This window comes from Pseudoalteromonas luteoviolacea DSM 6061 (assembly GCF_001625655.1).
Lineage (GTDB): Bacteria > Pseudomonadota > Gammaproteobacteria > Enterobacterales > Alteromonadaceae > Pseudoalteromonas > Pseudoalteromonas luteoviolacea.
On the sequence record NZ_AUYB01000102.1, the window covers coordinates 25,927 to 46,160 of the forward strand.

Consider the following 20,234-nt stretch of genomic DNA (forward strand, 5'->3'; position numbering starts at 1 on the left):
TGGCGGTCAAACCCTTTGTTCCATATACCCGTTTTATTGAGACAAAACATGAAAGATACACAAGATACTATAGTGCCAGAACACGCGAACGCTCAACAAGATATCGCCATAGTTGGCATATCATTGCGTTTTCCCGGTGCAAACACAAAAGAGCAGTTTTGGCACAACTTATCCAATAAAGTAAGTAGTATCACTGAGATCCCCTCATCCCGTTGGCAATGGCAAGACGACTTTGATCCAGCCCCTAAAAAAGACGAACAAAAAATAGTGAGCAAATGGGGTGGGTTCATTGACAACATAGATGGCTTTGATGCCAGCTTTTTTGCCATTTCTCCCAAAGAAGCCCAAAGCATGGACCCACAACAGCGCCTTAGCATGGAGCTTGCATGGCATTGCTTTGAGGACGCAGGTTTATCTCCAAATACCTTTAAAAACACTAAAACGGGCGTGTATTTAGGGTGTAGTAATACGGATTACCAAGAGCTTGCAACAGGTAATATTGATCCACACTTTTTAACCGGTATGTCCACCGGGGTTTTTGCTAACCGTATCTCTCATTATTTTAACTTTCAAGGGCCAAGCGAGACAGTAGATACAGCCTGTTCTTCTTCTTTAGTTGCGCTTCACAAAGCAGTCAATGATTTCAAAGCTGGCGAAATTAATGCTGCGCTGGTTGGTGGAGTTAACTTACTAATCACAAAAAGCCGCTATGTGTCTTTTAGTAAACTAGGAGTACTTTCTCCTCAAGGGCGCTGTAAAACGCTGGATGCCGACGCCGATGGCTATGTACGCGGCGAAGGGGTTGGTATGATTCTATTATTACCTCTAGAACGTGCCATTGCCGAAAACCTGACAATTTATGGTGTCATCAAAGGTAGTTGTGTTGGGCATTCGGGCCATACCAACACCCTAACGTCACCAAGCCCATTTTCACAATCTCGGGTAATTCAAGGAGCCATTAACAACGCGGGCATTCACTCAAACGACTTGTCTTTCATCGAACTGCACGGTACTGGCACTGTACTTGGTGATCCAATAGAAATCCAAGGCCTAAAACGAGCATTTCGAGCCACCAAGGCTAAAAATTCAGAAAGTAGCGAAACATGTTACCTCAGCACGGTAAAAACCAATATTGGCCACCTTGAATCAGCTGCAGGTATCGCAGGGATCATCAAAGTGCTTTTAAGCTTTAAATACCAGCAAGTACTACCGCTACAAAACTTTGAAACACTCAACCCCAAAATCGCATTAGAAAAGTCACCTTTTACACTTGCAACAGACTGTATACCTTGGTCTCAAAACAACAAAAAACCTGTACTTGCTGGTATCTCTTCATTTGGCTTTGCTGGCGTAAATGCACACGTAATTTTGCAATCGCCACCAATACTAGATGTACCTCATGTAGAAATGGACGGCCCCTTTGCGATTGTTTTATCGGCTAAAAAAGCGCATGGTTTAGTCACGCGCGCAAAACAATTACTTGCGTTTATTCAAGGGGAAAATATCGATGATGCAAGCCTTATCAACCTAGCTTACACATTGCAGGTTGGTCGCGATAACATGCAATACCGTATGGGCTTTATCGCAAACTCTATCGAGGACGTAGTTAAACAACTTCAATTATTTGTCGATAACGAACAGGGTAATTGGCAACAGGTAAAAGTAAATAAAACCAACATAAAATCAAGCGAAGCAAACAACTTTGAACAGATGCTAACCCACTGGTTGGAAGGGGCTTTAGTAAACTGGTCAATGCTCTATCACAATGGCACGCCACAACGCATCGCCTTGCCAGTATACCCATTTGACCCAAAGCCATACTGGATGACCAAACCTAATCTGCAGCTAGCTACACATGCATTACATCCCCTTTTACACCAGTCGTTACCAGCTTTCGATGAGTTGCTATTCAGTTCACTATTTTCAGGAGATGAGTTTTTCTTTGTAGATCACCAAGTTCAAAGGGAACGCATATTACCAGGGGTTTGTAGCTTAGAAATGGTTCGCTCAGCAATCGCTTTGTCGCATGAATTGGGCAATACGCACAACATTGAAATTGGCAACATCAATTGGCTACGCCCAATTTGCATTAATCCTGACTCTTGCGAAGAGCAAAGAAAAGTGTATCTGTCATTATGGGGAACTGATAACGGTATTCAATTTGAAATCTGGCAAAAGCTTGATAGTGAAAAACAAACTTGCGTAAGTGGCAATGTTTCAATTGGCGAGCATCGTCCTTCTGACACTTTCGATTCAGTCGCAACACCGCAAAGCGTATTAAAGCCTTCGCAAATCTATGCTCTTTTTTCCAGCGCAGGTATCGAATATGGCCCTAGTTTTCAAGGGCTACAGAAGGTTGAGTTAAATGACGTTACTGCTTTAGCTAAGGTTAAGGTCTCTTCAGCGGTTTGCCATGACTTTGCGTTGTCTCCCGCATTATTAGATAGCGCTTTGCAATCACTGATAATATTCTCTCCAGACCAACTCGCTCTGCCATTTGCCACTGATAAAGTGACCTACTTTAACGCAAGTACACTGGTAGAAAGTGAACACCAAGAAGTTTTAGTTAAAGCAATTAAAATCAGTGAAAAAAGTCAAAACACGCAAAAATTTGATGTCGATATATATGACTTAGAAGGCCAATTGTTGGTGTCCATTCAAGGGTTTTCGACCAGAGTAATGCCAATTGACTCACAGTGCAAAACAGCTGATGAACAAGAGACATTGCTCACCCTCAAGCCTAGCTGGACGGAGGTTACGCCAACCACATTTACTGAATCTGTAGCACATAACCGCTGGCAATATATCGGCCCAAGTGAGTCTCAACCAGATTGGCTTTGTGAGCATATCGATGATGGTGAGCTAGATCACCTCCTTTGGATTGCACAAGGAGATTACGCTGAGCCAGTTAAACTCTTTGTACACCTTAAAAGGCTCATAGCACAAGGCTATGATGCTAAGCCCCTTTCAATCACATTAATTACAGCACAAACCCAGTCTGTGTTTGGTGAGGATGTACAGGCGGATGGCTCTGGAATCATTGGCTTAGTTCAAAGTGCTGTCCAAGAATACTCGCGTTGGACACTGCGAATTGTCGATATCACAGACTCGCTGCAAAACACTCAACTGACTGAGCAAATAGCTCAATTAACACCCGGCTTTTATGCTCTGAGAAACAACCAGTGGTACAACTTTGAACTTGCATCACACCAATACTTAAACGCCCCTAAGGGTAACTACAAACCACAGGGGGTTTACCTTGTGCTGGGTGGCGCTGGCGGCCTAGGTCAAGTTTGGAGTCAGTGGATGATTGAGCACTTTGACGCACAAATTATTTGGTTGGGGAGACGAGCGCAAAATAGCGATATCGAAGCACACATCGCTCGTCTTGCAAAGCTTGGCAAAGCTCCTGTTTATATCCCTTGTGATGCGAGCGATAAAACGGCCATGCTCTGTGTACTCGATCAAATCCAACGCCAGTATGGAGCGCCCAATGGCGTGGTTCACTCAATTTTGCACTTGGAAGACCAAACTATTGCCAAAATGGATGAAGCGCAGTTTTTGAGGAGCTATGAAGCTAAACAAAAAACTGGTGAAACGGCTTTAGAGGTATTTAGCCAACTCGACCTAGATTTCTTCTTGTTCTTTTCTTCAATGCAATCATTTTCACCGGCTGCAGGGCAAAGTAACTATGCTGCCGGCTGCACATACTTGGATAGCCTTGCCCTCTCCTACCAAAAAGTCTGCCCTGTCAAAGTTATTAATTGGGGATATTGGGGATCGGTTGGCGTAGTGCAGGATGAATTCTACCAGAAGAAAATGCAAGCAATCGGTATTGGCTCCATTGAGGCTAATGCCGGTATGGCTGCTCTGGATAAATTCATTGGCTCAGGGCTCTCACAAACGGGCGTGCTAAAAGTGACACAAGATCAATTCAAAAACTCACTAAACAAACTAAGCTACAGCGCTTCAGGCGAGCAGTCGGGAATCACTCTGGCTCACTCAAAGCTTCGCGCACCGAAAAATAACGCTAAGGCCGAGACAAACTTAACACAGTTGTGCGTAGCCTTAATTAAAGCCGGTTGGCAAGAACCGCTTGCGCGCCAACAGGCCCTTGACAACCTACCAAACTATTTTAATAAATGGTGGGCTGAAACCCAGCACTATTTAACTGGCGAGAATTTAATTGAAGATGGGGTAATAAAAAACCCTGAGGGTGAAGCTAGCTCGCCTAAAAATGCACAAAGCACCTTACTAAGTAACTGCTTAGAAAATTTACCAGCAATTTTAGCTGGCGAAATGAAAGCCACCGATGCCGTATTTCCAAATGCATCCATGGCATTAGTAGAAGCAGTTTACCAAAATAACCCTATTGCTGATTACGCTAATAACGTTTTGATCGAACAACTGCAAGCATACCTGACTCAGCACAACCTGCCATCAATTAAAGTGCTAGAGATTGGTGCAGGTACAGGGGGCACAACTCGCTCAGTATTACCTGCACTAAAACATTTGCAGATAGACGAATATGCTTACACTGATTTATCTCAAGCATTTTTCAATCACGCCAAAGAGCACTATCAAAAAGAATATCCATTTTTAGAAACCAAATATTTGGACATCAGCAAACCGCTTGAGCCGCAAAATATCGATATCGGCGGTTATGATGTAGTACTTGCAACGAACGTATTGCATGCAACTGCAGATATTAAAAATACCCTGCAAAATGCCAAAGCCTGTCTGAAATTAGGTGGGCTGTTGCTTATCAATGAAGTCGTACAAAAGTCACTATTTACGCACCTCACTTTTGGCTTACTTGAAGGTTGGTGGCTTAGCCAAGACACCCACTTGCGGCTAACTGGGTCGCCGATGTTATCCATCTCAGGGTGGCAAAAAGGACTTGAAGAATCAGGCTTTATATCTGTAACACATCCAGCAGATAAACACAGCCCCCAGCAAATTTTTTGTGCATTCAGTGATGGGCAGATACAACAACAGAGCAACCAAAAAACTTCGAGTAACGTTCAGAAAAGACCACACAAACAAAATATGGCCGCAAAGCAAACATTCCAAAAGCATACACAAACATGTGATGAACAGGCTGTCGCAGACTTCGTACAAGACGCTCTATTTAACATCGCCAGCAAAGCGCTAGATATGGCACCGAACGAATTAGAAGCTGAAGAGTCATTTGCAGATTATGGCGTGGACTCCATTTTAGCTATTCAAATGCTAGATGAAATCAACGCAAAGTTTGATTTGAATTTGCCGGCAACTTTGCTCTTTGACTACCCTTCCATAGAAACTTTAAGCGAGTATATAGTCAAGGAGCATAAAGATAGTGCTGTTACATTGATGCCGACACAAGCAGCCGCTTTGGTTTCGAGTCAGCCATTGCCAGAGCAACCCACTCCCAACATGTCTAGCCTTAAAAAATACGATGCACATAGCCCAAAAACTATGGCAACAAAGCAAAATATAGCTAAGCCAAGTGACAAAATTGCCATTGTTGGCATGAGCGGTCAATTTGGCGATGCACGCAACTTGGAAGAATTTTGGTCCATGCTTACAGAAAAGAGAACTTCTGTAAAAGCGCAAACTCGCTGGAACACTGACTCATTGAGTGAAAAAGAGCAAGTTTGGAGCAAATACGCGAGCTTGCTTGATGACATCAGCACTTTTGATGCGGCATTTTTCTCAATCACACCACAAGAAGCCATGTACATGGATCCGCAGCAACGGTTGTTCTTACAAGAGGCCTACAAAGCGCTTGAAGACGCTAACATGATAACCAAAGTATCGGGCCAAAACGTCGGCGTATACTTAGGTTGTGCGCAAAGTGACTACGTAGGACTGGCTGAAGATGACACACCAGCACAAGCATTTTGGGGCAATGCAGGTTCGGTCATTCCTGCACGTGTATCTTATTTTTTAAACCTCAAGGGCCCAGCCCTTGCGATTGATACTGCCTGTTCTTCTTCATTAGTCGCACTGCACAGCGCTTGCCAGGCACTTAACAATAATGAAATCACCAGTGCATTAGTCGGTGGTGTGGCCACTTTGTGTTCTCCAAAGTTCTCTATCCATGCTGGTAAAGCCGGTATGCTCAGTGCAGACGGTACATGCTATACCTTTGATGATCGCGCCAATGGCTTTGTTCCAGGTGAAGGCGTCGGTGTTTTGGTATTGAAAAAGTTAGAGGATGCAGAGCGAGATAAGGATCAAATCTACGGTGTTATTTTAGGTTCTGCGACCAATCAGGATGGCACCACCAGCGGTATTACAGCCCCCAGCTCACTTTCACAAGAGCAATTGCACCGTGAAATCTATAACCGCTTTGACATCACGCCTGACTCAATTCAAATGCTAGAAGCGCATGGCACGGGCACAAAATTAGGCGATCCAATAGAGTTTCAAGCCCTTACTCGCGCGTTTCGAGAACATACCAATAAAAATGAGTTTTGCGCGTTAGGTTCAGTCAAAACCAACGTCGGCCACTGCTTAACTGCTGCGGGCGTTGCTGGCGTCATTAAAACTTTGTTAGCTATGAAACACCGCACCATTCCTGTTTCTTTACATTTTGAGCAGGGCAATAAACATATAAATTGGCAAAACACACCATTTTTTGTCAACCAAAACGCTCAATATTGGCAACCTGATAATAATCAAAAACGCAGAGCAGCTGTTAGCTCATTCGGCTTCAGTGGCACCAACGCTCATGTGGTTCTAGAAGAATATCAGCCCCTAAATTCACGTCAAAATGACTCAGCGGTTCAACCTGTTGTTATTGCGCTAAGTGCCAAAAGCAAAGCATCTCTTATCGATAAATCAAAGCAATTACGTAATTGGTTGAGCCAAGAGAGCCTCACTGACTCACAGCTCGGCCAATTAGCGTATACATTACAAAGCGCGCGCGAAGAAATGGACCATAGGCTTGCATTTAGTGCTAAAACCTTAGGCGATGTGAGCACTCAACTCGACTCCTTTTTGCAAGATGCCCGCGGCACCTACAAACAAGGTGAAGTTAAACAAGGCAAAGAAATTTTAAGTGCGCTTGATAGCAGCGATTTTACACGCTGGATTGAGCAAGGAGAGTTAAACAAATTGCTGGCATTATGGGTCGTGGGCGCCAGCATCGACTGGCCACTACTTTATGGCCAAACCTTACCAAGCTTGCTGCGTTTACCAACTTATCCTTTTGCAGATACTTCATTTTGGTTGCCAAAAACACCTGTTGAAAAACCCAATGCAAGTACTTCGTCTCAAATTAGCGTAGATGCTGATATAGATTTAGACTTTGATGTGCAAAGAAATGAGGCCTTTAAACCAGCCAGCCTACATTCAACCTCAAATCAAACGGCGGTAAATCCTGCGCTTTTACACTACACAGCAAACTGGGCTGAAGAAGCGATAAACTCAAACATCAATGCACCAAAAGAGCGTCGCGTTGTTCTTATTGGGGATGATTTAACACCCTCAATATCAGCACCGACAACGCACTTTGCTTGTCGTGAGACCGAGGTAAAAGATCAGCTTGAAACTTATACAAATAAGCTAGTTGCCTACTATAAAGCACTTGATGCGAACAGTGTAGCTGATGGGCAGAAATTGTTGATTCAAGTGGTCGTGGAAGATCAGAGTAACCTACTTTGTGCTTTAAGTGGTGTGCTAAAAAGTGCAACTATTGAATACAACCGTATTTCAGCACAGTTAATTTGCACCGAGCGGCATGACAATCTCGAACTACTTTTAAATCAAGAGTTGAATCAACAAGATGAGTGTATTCGCTATACCCAAGGGCGTAGAGAAGTCTTAAACTTTGACCTGCAACCCTTTTCATCAGTAGACACCACTACGCTTCCTTGGAAAGAGCAAGGCGTTTACGTAATTACAGGTGGGCTTGGCCAACTTGGACAAGTGTTTGCAAAAGAAATTATCGAAAATACATCACAATCCCACATTATTTTTGTTGGCAGAAGCGCACTGAACAGTGTGATTCAATCACAATTAAACAGACTGCAAAATGAAAGTACTAAACTCAGCTATGAGTCTGTTGATATCGCAAACGCCGCATCTGTTACTCAGCTTTTTGATAAAATTCGCGCTCAACACGGTAGCATTACAGGGATTATTCATAGTGCAGGCGTAATTAAAGATCAGCTAATTAGCAACAAAACGTCGCAAGAGATTGCAGCCGTTTTTGCGCCTAAAGTTGGCGGGTTAATTAATCTCGATGACGCAACCAAGTCAATGGATTTGGACTTTTTTGTATGCTTTTCATCTATTGCAGCTGTATTTGGCAATATGGGACAGGCGGATTACGCCTGTGCCAACGCCTTCATGGACCGCTTCATGGCCAGCCGACAAAATAGAGTAACGCGTGGTGAGCGCTTTGGTCTGAGCCTTTCTATTAACTGGCCGCTGTGGTCAGAAGGCGGGATGCAAGTTGACTCACTCACAACTTCAATATTGCATTCACAAGGTATAGAAGTATTACCTAGTGCAGCCGGCGTTGAAGCTTTCTACCGCATTTTTACAACACAGACTATCGATACTCAGCATTGCTTTTTATTTGGCGATGCCGAAAAGATGACTAAGCTGTGGAACTGGCAAAAAACTGATACGGCTAAACGCAGTCACTCTCTCGCTGAATCAGGTAAATCTCAACACCAGATAAGCCACTATATCAAGTCAGTTATTTCAGGTATCACGAAAATTGACAGTGCCGATTTAGACAGTGACACTGAATTTCAAGACATGGGTTTTGACTCGATAATGCTGATGTCTGTTGTGCAAAAGATTGAGTCAGACAGCTTTTTAGCCATTGATACGCTTCCACCTACCCTATTATTTGACATTAGTACAATCACGCAACTTTGTGATTATTTGGTAAAGCATCAAGCACCACAACAACAGCAACCTCGTCAGGTGCCAAATACCCCGATTTGTGCAACCACAGCTATGCCGCTGTCAAAAGCACAACAAGGCTTATGGCTACTGCAAAAGCAAGTCCCATCGCAAAGTAGCTATCATGTCCCTATGGTGTTTGAGGTTGCAAACCTTGATGTGCCTTGTATGCAAGATGCAATTAACTGGATAAGCCAAAAACACCCAATTTTGTCGGTTGTCTTTTCTGAAGTTGAAGGCTTACCACAACAACAAGTTACAGGTTTAGCGCCACATTTGACCCAGCAAAGTGCGGATATTGCTTCCAAATCAGCACTTTTAGAATTGATCAAAGAACAGATAAAGCAGCCGTTCACAATCAATCAAAATGATGAACCACATAAACAACACCAGTTATTATGGCGTGCAACATGCTGGCAAATAAACCACAACACGCAACCTGTAGATGTCATCGTACTGATATTCCATCACCTGATCATTGACGGTGTTTCTGCAACCAAGTTGCTTGAGGACCTATGGCGCGCTTATCAAACCCGAATATCCGGTGAAGTTTTGCAACCACCATCCCAAGATCTCGGCTTTTTCACTTATCTAGAATGGGAAAAAAATCTGCTCCAAAGTGCACAAAGCAACATCCTTAAACAGTATTGGCAGTCTAATTTGCAAGGCCCATTGCCCCTACTTGCTCTACCTGAAAAGCAACAAGCAAGCTCTACGGTAAAACTGGCGAGTCGCCTAGAATTACCGCTGATTGGCAACAGTTTAGAGCGAATAAAAGCGTACTGTGGTGAACACAAAGTAAATCCCGCAGCATTTTTCTTAGCGGCTTTCCAGACTTTACTTGGTGCCAAAACAAACAACACGGATATCCTGGTCGGCGTTCCCGTATTACATCGCCCAACAAAAGAGATGGCAAACTCCATTGGCTTATTTGTGAATCAATTGCCTTTTAGAGCACACTTGGACCTAGCTAAAACCTTTGACGAGTTAGCAGGTAGTAACCAGCGTGGATTGAGTGAGTTAATAAAACACAGCGCCTTACCTTTCTCTGAAATTGTTCGTGCAGTGGGAGCCCCAAGAACTGAGCAAAGTCATCCAATATTTCAAATCGGTTTTGCATATCATAACTTCTTAAAAGCAGATTGGATTGAGTCTAACCAAGACCTAGTCGATTCAATATGGCAAGAGTGCTTACAAGAGCCTGAACTAGATCTAAGTCTAGAAGTGACTCCTTTGCCACATGCATTCAAAATAGCATTTAAGTTTGACGCAGCAATATACCCAGCTCACGTGATCGATACCTTGGCTAGGGATTTCTTAGCATTGCTTGAAGACATCATGTTTGCCGACAAACCCACTCTTGGTGCACTTCCTGTATTCGCAACTCAGTCATCTGTGGTTAAAAATAAGATGCAGGCGTGTTCTCTCGTATCGCAATTTGAAATGCAAGCACGCACCCACTCAGAGCGCACAGCGGTGAGCTTTGGTATGCAATCAATCAACTATCGTGACTTAAACGATAGAGCAAACCAATTTGCACAGGTCCTCCTCAATCATCCAGAGTTTAAGCCGAACTCAGAGAATCTTGTCGCGTTATGTGCCAAGCCTTCAATTGAACTGATTGTTGCTATCCTAGGTATATTAAAATCTGGTGCGGCTTATGTACCATTAGACCCTAATTCACCCAAGGCTCGCATCAGCCATATTTTACAAGATGCACAAGCGAGTATTTTGGTACTTGGTGCTGACTTACCTGATGCTCAAGCGATTGAACATCATCAGGTGATCAACTTGCAGCGTGCGCTTTCTAGCAATACACAAGTGGCCAACATCAATTGTGCTACAGCCAGCAGCTTGGCCTATGTCATTTATACATCGGGCTCAACAGGCAAGCCAAAAGGCGTTCTAGTTGAACACCACAACATCTGTAATCTATTTATCAATTCACAGCCGCTATTTGACTTCAACGAGCAGGATGTCTGGTGTCTTTTTCATTCTTATGCGTTTGATTTCTCAGTTTGGGAAATCTGGGGAGCTTTACTGCATGGTGGCAAGCTGACAATTCCAGATGAATTGACACGAAAGGACACTAACAGCTTTGCACAATTCATTGTTGACAACCAAGTAACCATTTTAAACCAAACCCCATCAGCGTTTTATCCGTTAATTGATGAGTTGGTTGCAAACTCAGGTCACGGCAACGCCCTTCGCAAAATTATTTTTGGGGGCGAAGCACTTGACCATAAAAAATTGATACCCTGGTTTAATCAATCAGCAGCGCATGCTGAATTAATCAACATGTATGGAATAACAGAAACAACGGTACATGTTACCGAAATCACAATTAACGCGGATTTAGTGTTCTCAAACAAAGCGCAAAGTACTATCGGTCGTCCTTTACCGGGTTATGAAATACACTTACTCGACGAGTACTTGAATCCTGTGCAACAGGGCCAAATTGGCGAAATATTTGTAGGTGGCTGCGGCGTATCTAGAGGCTACCACAATCAAGATGCACTCACCAATGAGCGTTTTATTCAGCACTTAGGTCAACGCTTGTATCGCTCAGGTGATTTAGCTCGCTTAAATCAAGCAGGCCTGATGGAGTATATCGGCAGAGCCGATGACCAAGTTCAGATCCGAGGCCACCGTATTGAGTTAGGCGAAGTACAGCATGCCTTACAATCCTTGAACTACATCCAAGATGCTTACGTGGTCGCAGCTAAAAAGCAGCTTGGCCAGGTCCTTGTAGCTTATTTAATTGCATCAGAGGCCCCCTCTACAGCCCAAATACGAACGGATTTACTAGCCGAGTTACCAGAATATATGGTACCTGCTTATTTCGTTTTAGTGCCAAACTACCCGTTAACTTCAAACGGTAAAATTGATAAACAAACACTCCTCAAAAAACTGCCATTTAATCAAGGTACGACAGATTCAACCACAAAATACGCATCATTCGATACTGCACATTCTGCAACCTTGACGCATACGCAGCCCGCGGTTGAACAAACTGGCATACATGCAGCAATAACCCAAATTTGGCAGCAAGTGTTAGAAGTCGAGCAAATTGCAGCCAACGTGCCATTTTTTGAAGCTGGCGGAGACTCACTGCTTGCCAATATATTGAGCGCCAAGTTTAAATCGCAATTAGGAGTGGAGTTCCCAATTACGCAGATTTTCCAGCATAGTACCATTGACGCAATGACCGAATTTGTTGTTCAGCAACAATGCAATGTTGCTGAACAACAAAACAATTCTATGCACAAAGTCGAGGTTACAAAACCCGATAACTATACACAGGACATCGCCATGATAGGCTTGTCTTGCCAGTACCCTGACTCGCCTACTCACCAAGCATTTTGGCAAAACCTTGTGCAAGGAAGAGACTTTTTAAAGCGCCTGAGCGAATCTGAATCCCAAGGTGATATCACATGGCTGGACTCGTGGATAGATGGACAAGAACAATTCGATCCAGAGTTTTTTAATATCTCTGAAAAAAATGCCAAAACCATGAGCTATTCTCAGCGTCAGTTGCTTATACATGCATGGAAAGCCATAGAAGATGCAGGCTATCGCGCTGAACAAATGCCAAATACAGGAGTTTATGTATCATCATCGGGCGCAGACAGCCTAGACCTTAACTTGCAAGATAAATTTAAAGATGGCCAATTTATTTTAAATGCGCAGGACTATGTTGCATCCACGATTAATCAGCCTGGTACTTTGCCTACAACGATATCTTATCACCTTGGCTTTAATGGACCGAGTCTGTTTGTGCACTCTAACTGCTCTTCTTCTCTGTCTGCAATCGCACTGGCTTGTAGCGCACTGAAAGCCAAAGAAATTGACTATGCCATTGTTGGTGCAGCATGTTTATACCCGCAGCGTTATACAGGTTATCAATACGAAGAAGGCCTCAATTTTGCTGGTGATGCACGCTGTAAAGTATTTGATGAAAAAGCAGATGGTATGATTGGCGGAAGTGGCGTGTCTGTCATTGTGTTAAAACGCGCAGATGATGCCATTGAAGATGCGGACAACATTTACAGCCTAATTCGTGGTATCAAAGTAAATAACGATGGTAAAGACAAGGCGGGCTTCTTTGCACCTGGTACTCAGGGACAAATGCGCGTTATTGAGCAGACTCTTAAGGCTGCGAATGTATCTCCTGCTTCGATCAGTTATGTAGAAGCGCATGGCACAGGTACAGCACTTGGCGACCCAATTGAATTTACATCATTACAGCAAGTTTACCAAAGACATACTAGCGATAAACAGTTTTGCGGCTTAGGTGCAGTAAAATCCAATCTAGGCCATACAGACACGTTAGCTGGATTAACAGGACTGATAAAAACATCTTTGGCACTTTATCACAAAACGCTTCCGGCATCGTTACATTACAACAATGCTAATCCACATATCGACTTAATCAACTCTCCATTTTATGTTGTAGAGAATACACAAGATTGGCATACACCGCTGCTGCCAAGGCGTGCCGCGGTCAGCTCGTTTGGTATTGGCGGTACCAATGCACATGCTATTTTGGAAGAAGCATCTCCTAGTATTGCTGATAACTTCCTCGAAGAGAAACTTATGGCTTCTCCTTCCATCGTGGTTCTGTCTGCACACAATCCACAAGTATTAGCGACTCAGGTTGAACAACTACGCACTTTTATTGCAGACAACCCTCTGATTGATTGTGCACGAATAAGACTTGCATACACGCTTCAGAACGGCCGCGCTGTGATGAATGTCCGTACTGGTTTTGTCATTAATAGCATTGATGAGCTAAAAGCCAAACTCGAACACTATTTGGTATCTCCCAATTATAACAATGCACCACAGAAATCCGTGCGACAAGAAACGCTGGCAGCGATACTGGAGCAAGGTGATCACACTGCGATTTTAAGTACTTGGCTAGAGACTGGCTTTGATGATTGGGATTTTATATACCGAGGCGGTCAGGTACCGAAACTCAGTTTACCCACCTACTCATTTGCACTCAAATCTATCCCTGTGGGTGAGCACAGTGTCGCCAAAGCGCCCACTTTGGATACTCTCAAAGCAGGCCAAGTAAACATTAAAGCACCTGTATGGACTGCAAAGCCGCTATATGATCACGGCTCTCAAGCAACGGATAATGACTATCAACACCATGTTGTTTTATGTGAAGCGCCTAAAGTTGAGCACAGTAGCGAAACTTTACACACATTGCATTCGAGCCATTTTTCTATTGAGCAAAAGATTGAAGATTACGGCTTTCAGTTGGTCGAGCTGGTAAAGCGCTTGTACGCGACCAAACAGCCTATCAAACTGCAATTGTTGATAGGAGATTCAGGCAAAAACATCACATTAGCAAACCTATATATGTGTTTTCATGCACTGCTTAAAACCGCAAGCATGGAGTGTAATAACCTGAAAACCCAATTGGTTATTTTAGATAAACAATTATCACCTCGTGAGATTGCGAATACCTTAAATGAAAACCTACATCACTTTGAAGAAGCGATTGTTCGCTATCAAAACAATATACGATCGGTTTTAGAGTATGCGCCCGTTTCTAAGCACTCCGCAGCAACCCCATTCAAATCAAATGGTATCTATCTGATTACAGGTGGTTTTGGAGGAATTGGCAGGCACTTCATTAAAATGCTGAATGCGCAACCATTTCATAAAACGGTTATTGTCACTGGTAGGAAGCCCGCTGATCACCCAGAAGTAAAGGCTCATTTAGCCAAACTACAAAGCACAAAAACTAAATTACAGTATCAAAAGCTCGATGTATCGCACAAAATGGATGTGCTGCTATTAGTTAGAAAGATTGTCGCTGAATATGGCACTTTGTCTGGTGTGATACACAGCGCAGGCATAGTTCAAGATACACTTTTGACCAATAAAGATTGCAAGACATTCAAACAAGTATTGGCTCCTAAAGTAACAGGTGTGGTTGCCCTAGACGAAGCCACTCAAGATATTGCACTAGACTTTTTCGCTTGTTTTGCAGGACAAAGTGGCGTCCATGGTGCATTAACGCAAGTTGACTATGCCACTGCAAATGCCTTTTTGGATAGCTATATGCATCACCGCGACACATTGCAAAAGCAAGGTAAACGCCAAGGCTTAAGTGCCAGTATTGACTGGCCATACTGGCAAGAAGGTGGGATGACTATCAACCCCGATGTTATCAAAGCATTGAGTTCTAACGGGTTTGCCCCGATGCCAACACAGTATGGCGTTGACGCGTTCTCTTCGGCTTTGAATTACCCACAAGCATTGGTGGAATTTACAGTAGAAAGGCTCGAAGAAAATGGCCAGACTTCAAAGGCTTCGACGCAATTTGAAAGTATCGATGCCCTAACTGCAGAACTGACTGGGGGACTTGCTAAAATTGCTGCCGATGTATTAGGGGTGCAGGTGAGTGATCTTGATGTCGATACTGATTTGGGTGATTTTGGCGCTGATTCAATTGCATTTATTACCTTTATTAATCAAGTCAATGCTAAATATGAGTTAACGCTTTCACCAAGTGTACTGTTTATGCATTCAACCTTAAATGGCATTTTGCGTCACATTTTGGATGAACACAGTGATAAATTGATTAGTCAATCGACGGACAACGCAGCATCGTTTAACGATCAAAAAAGCACTCAAAGTACCACGATAGAAGATCGCATCGCGATTATCGGCATGAGCGCACAATTCCCAAAAGCACATGATCTAGAAGCATTTTGGCAAAACTTAATTGATGAGCAAGATTGCATCAGTGAATATACATGGACGGGTTTATCAAGTGACGATACTCGTTCACAAAAAGCATTTCCTCCTGAAGTCAATTGGCTAGGTCGCCTTGAACGAAATCAGATCTTTGACCCATTATTTTTTAACATTGCCCCAGCTGAAAGCGAGCGTATCAAATTACAAGAAAGCTTGCTGATGACGCATGTTTGGAAATGTATTGAAGATGCTGGCTATGACCCCAAATCACTTGCAGGTACCAATACCGGTTTATTTATTGGCTGTCAGGCAAGTTACCACGATGGTTTAGTCACCTCACCTGCTTATGCACCAAATAGAATGAGCTACTTCTTAGATTTACATGGCCCCAGTGAAGGCGTGGACACAACCTGTTCATCGTCTTTGGTCGCCATCCACAAAGCTGTGCAATCTATCCAAAACGGAGAATGCGAACAAGCTATCGTTGGTGGCGTAAATGTCATAGATTCGCCCAGTGCTTCTCTTGCCATGCATGATATAGGTGCGCTATCTGCAACTGGACGCTGTCGTACATTCTCATCGGATGCCGATGGCATTGTCCGTGGTGAAGGTGTCGGTATGTTATTTATCAAAAAACTATCAAAGTCTGAGCAAGATAACGACCATATCTACGGTACCATTTTAGGCTCAGCCATCAACCATGGAGGTAAATCTCAGGGCTTCACCGTACCCAATGCAAAAGCACAAACTCGCTTGCTAAACAAAGCATGGGCAGATGCGGGAATTGATCCAAGCACACTCAGCTACATTGAGTGTCATGGTACTGGTACATCTTTAGGCGACCCAGTAGAAATAGATGCACTCAAAGCAGCGTATAAACAAACACCGTCAGAACACAAACAACCTCATCAATGTGCCTTAGGCTCAGTAAAAAGTAATATTGGCCACCTCGAAATCGCAGCAGGTATCGCGGGAGTGATAAAGGTTCTGTTACAGCTTAAGCACAAAACGCTTGTACCTTCTTTGCATGTAAATGAGCTAAACCCCTATTTATCTCTGGAAAACTCACCTTTTAAGGTGCAAACGGATACTCGCCATTGGGAAAGCTCGCTCAAGCGCCGTGCTGGAGTAAGTTCATTTGGTATCAGTGGTGTTAACGCACACCTTGTTTTGGAAGAGTACTCTCCTCAAGCGCAACAAATTGAGCCTTTAGATGATAAAGCCAGTGAGCACATTGTATTGTTATCTGCTATCAGCAAATCTGCCCTAGCGAACAAAGTACGTGAACTAAATACTTACCTTGAAACAAACGAACAGGTTGCACTTAAATCGTTGGCGTACACCCTGCAAGTAGGCAGAGCCGCCCAAAAATATCGTATTGGTTGGGTAGTATCTTCTATCGCTGAACTAAAGGGTGAACTTACACATGCGCTGAGTGATGACTTACTGGAATGTTCAAAAGCGCCAAGCACAAAACAACCTGCACTTGATGATTCTGATATTCAGCAATTACATCATGATTTTCAACCACTGCTGCGTTTTTGGCTTGAAGGCAAAGGTGTGAATTGGCCGCTATTGTATACGACTAAACCGAAAAAGCTGTCTCTTCCTACCACATCATTTATTGAGCAAACTTCGACCACAAAGGAAGAACTTGTACCATGGCTGCTTCTAAACAATCAGTTTCAAGCCCAACCTTTGAGCGTACCGGCTGATTGGCAAGCACATATCGAAACAACCACCGGAAACAAGAAGGTCATGGTGATAGCACAAGATGCTGTGACTTCGACCCCGCTTATCAATAGTCTAGGCAATGCGGCGATTGAAATTGTGTCGTTTGAGCAACTAGAAACGCTTACTTTCAGCGCAGAGTCTTTACCTGAGGTGGTATTTTTTATCGCTGAAGTGAGCGATTTACTGTCGGTTAATTCATATATCAAACCACTTTATAGCCTTCTAAAGGCAATCGCACCATTTGATAAACACCCGATGCAACTGCTTTATTCGCAGCCAACTAGTTCCGAGCGCTCCAGCTTTGATGATATAGCTGCTCTGCTCAGAAGCTACACGATGCGCAACGAGGTGCATACCTGGGCATTGATAGAATTTGACCACAAAACCTCAGATTGGCCTGAATTACTCGTCAAAGAGTTAATATCACCCAGCTTAAATGGACAGACCTTACAGCCAAACCACGTGAGATATCTTGGGCAAACTCGTCAGGGTCAATTTTTACACAAGGCTGAACAGGTGCAAACCAAAGGAGCTGGATTTACACAAAATGGTGTATACCTTATCGCAGGCGCGCTAGGTGAGCTTGGAGTCGCTCTATGCACACACTTATTGCAAACCTTTAACGCCACGGTTGTCATGCTCGGTAGACGTCAAATACAAGATTGTGCAGAACCATTAGAGAAGCTCAATTCAATTGGTAAGGGGCATATTCATTACCTAACTGCCGATGTCACATCGCTGCAACACCTAAACAAAGTGAAGCAGTACTTGGATGATAATCGCCTTGCTTTAAACGGCATATTACATTTAGGCACTGTATTTTCTGATGATGAAGCTACTTGGGAAGACTTTGAAAAAGCGATACGCGTCAAAGTACAAGGCTCGATAAACCTTGATAGCACCTTTGGAGATTCAAACTTAGACATGTTTATTATGTTCTCGTCCATGGCTATTTTTGGCAGCCTAAACCACTTATCATATTCATATAGCAACGGTTTTCAAAACTCATTCGCCAACCAACGTCAGCAGTGGGTAGAACAAGGAAGCCGGCGAGGCAAAACACTGGCAATTAATTGGGGATATTGGCAATCCAAAGACCCTGTTAAGCGCATTGAAAATGGCTTTGCCGAGAAAAAAGGCTACCAGCTCATTGAGATGACTGATGCCTTAGATTTGATCGAGTCACTACTAAGCTCTGAGCATTCAAGCATGGGTGCCTTGCTTAGCTCAGCACCGGATAAAATCTATCAAAGCACCGCAAAGTTGATGACACGTGATGTTAATAAAACGGCTGCTCACAAGCCTGCTGAGAGTGTATCAGAGCATGTTCAAACTCAGTCAGATGTGCGTGGTACTGTTATCCAGATAGTGAGCAAAGTAATTGGTATTTCATCACAAGAATTGGATCTCGACTGCGACCTTTACGAATACGGGTTTGATTCAATTTCGCTACTGAAAACCTTTCAGCAGCTAAAAGAAAAATTAGCAATAGACTTACAGGCAGATGCCTTTAAAAATATGAATACAATAGGCGCATTTGTTGAGGATATTGAGCGCCTCTATCAAGTGCAATATCAAGGCAATGCAAACAATGACAAGCAGCAAAAACCCGACTTTATATTAGATGCGGGCTTTACGCCCGTAACAAGAACAGATGACTTGGAAAAGGCGTTTGATGGCAAGGTAGAGTCTGTTTTATTGACTGGTGCGACCGGTTTCTTAGGCAGCCACATACTGCAACAGTTGCTAGATGAGACCCAGGCCACTATCTTCTGTTTGATACGCGCAGAATCATTGGAGCAAGCAAAGCAACGGATTAAACAATCAGCTCAACAATATAAATTGGATATTGATATGGCTAGGGTTCACCCCATGATCGGTGACATGGAGCAATCACGCTTGGGTTTAATTGATTCAAATTGGCAATTGTTATGTGAACAAATTCAACACATAGTGCATACCGCATCATACGTAAATCATATCCAGCCCTATTTTGCGTTTAAAAAGTCAGTTGCGGGTACTAACCAACTGCTAGAAATAGCGACAACTGATAAACTCAAAATGATTCATTTTGTTTCGAGCACGACGGCTAGCACGCAAGTTAAGAACTCTCATTTTTCAGTTAACCCAGTGGAAGACTTTATAAATGTTGAAGATGCGGAATTAATATGCAGCGGCTATGGCCAATCTAAATGGGTGCAAGAAGAGAATATACGACAGGCCTCACAAGTAGGCGTCCCATACACCATTTATCGTTTTGCACAAATATCAGGCTCATCAGAAACCGGGATAGGTAATACGGATGATATCTTCCATCGAATTTTAAAAATGATGCTGCAAGTCCCAATCATACCGAGCGATGTACCTTATTTACTTGATATTATTCCAGTTGATAAAGCAGCAACTGCCATTGTTAAGGGCATGGAAGATAAACAAAAGCGTAATACTGTGTTTCACGTGGCAAATCCAGCACCTTTACCCATCGCGCATTTCTATGAGTTTGCGCAGTCTAGACAGCTGAGTTTTAAGCAATCGAAAAAATCACATTTCATTGATGCGTGCAAAGCCTATGTAGATGGTTTAGAACTAGGTAACACACGGGTAATTATGGACGGCTTATTAACCCAACGGCCAGGCTACGATGAGTATCTCTTTGAGACCTATTTAATGCCAATGGCACCCTATGATAAAGACAATTACCTAGCATTACTGGAAAGGTATGATATAGATTCAACAAACTGGGAAACGCTGTTCGAGACTTATTTTAAGCAGTGGCAAAATGATAAGCACTACCAAATCATTTGGCAAAACTCAAAGGTCACAACACCGTAAACGGCACCTCACGCAAAGTCCCAACACAATTGGGGCTTTGCGTT

Annotated in this window: 1 protein-coding gene; it reads left to right on the forward strand. The window is 43.3% G+C overall.

The genetic code is table 11. The features are described from left to right. Nucleotides 1–48: 48 nt before the first annotated feature. Nucleotides 49–20,190, forward strand: a complete 20,142-nt coding sequence (locus N475_RS25450) for a non-ribosomal peptide synthetase (protein WP_063365292.1) — start codon at nt 49–51, stop codon at nt 20,188–20,190. The last annotated feature ends 44 nt before the right edge of the window (nt 20,191–20,234 follow it).

Excerpts from the sequence above, each read along its gene's own strand:
- N475_RS25450 (WP_063365292.1), top strand. The coding sequence starts at position 49 with ATGAAAGATACACAAGATACTATAGTGCCAGAACACGCGAACGCTCAA.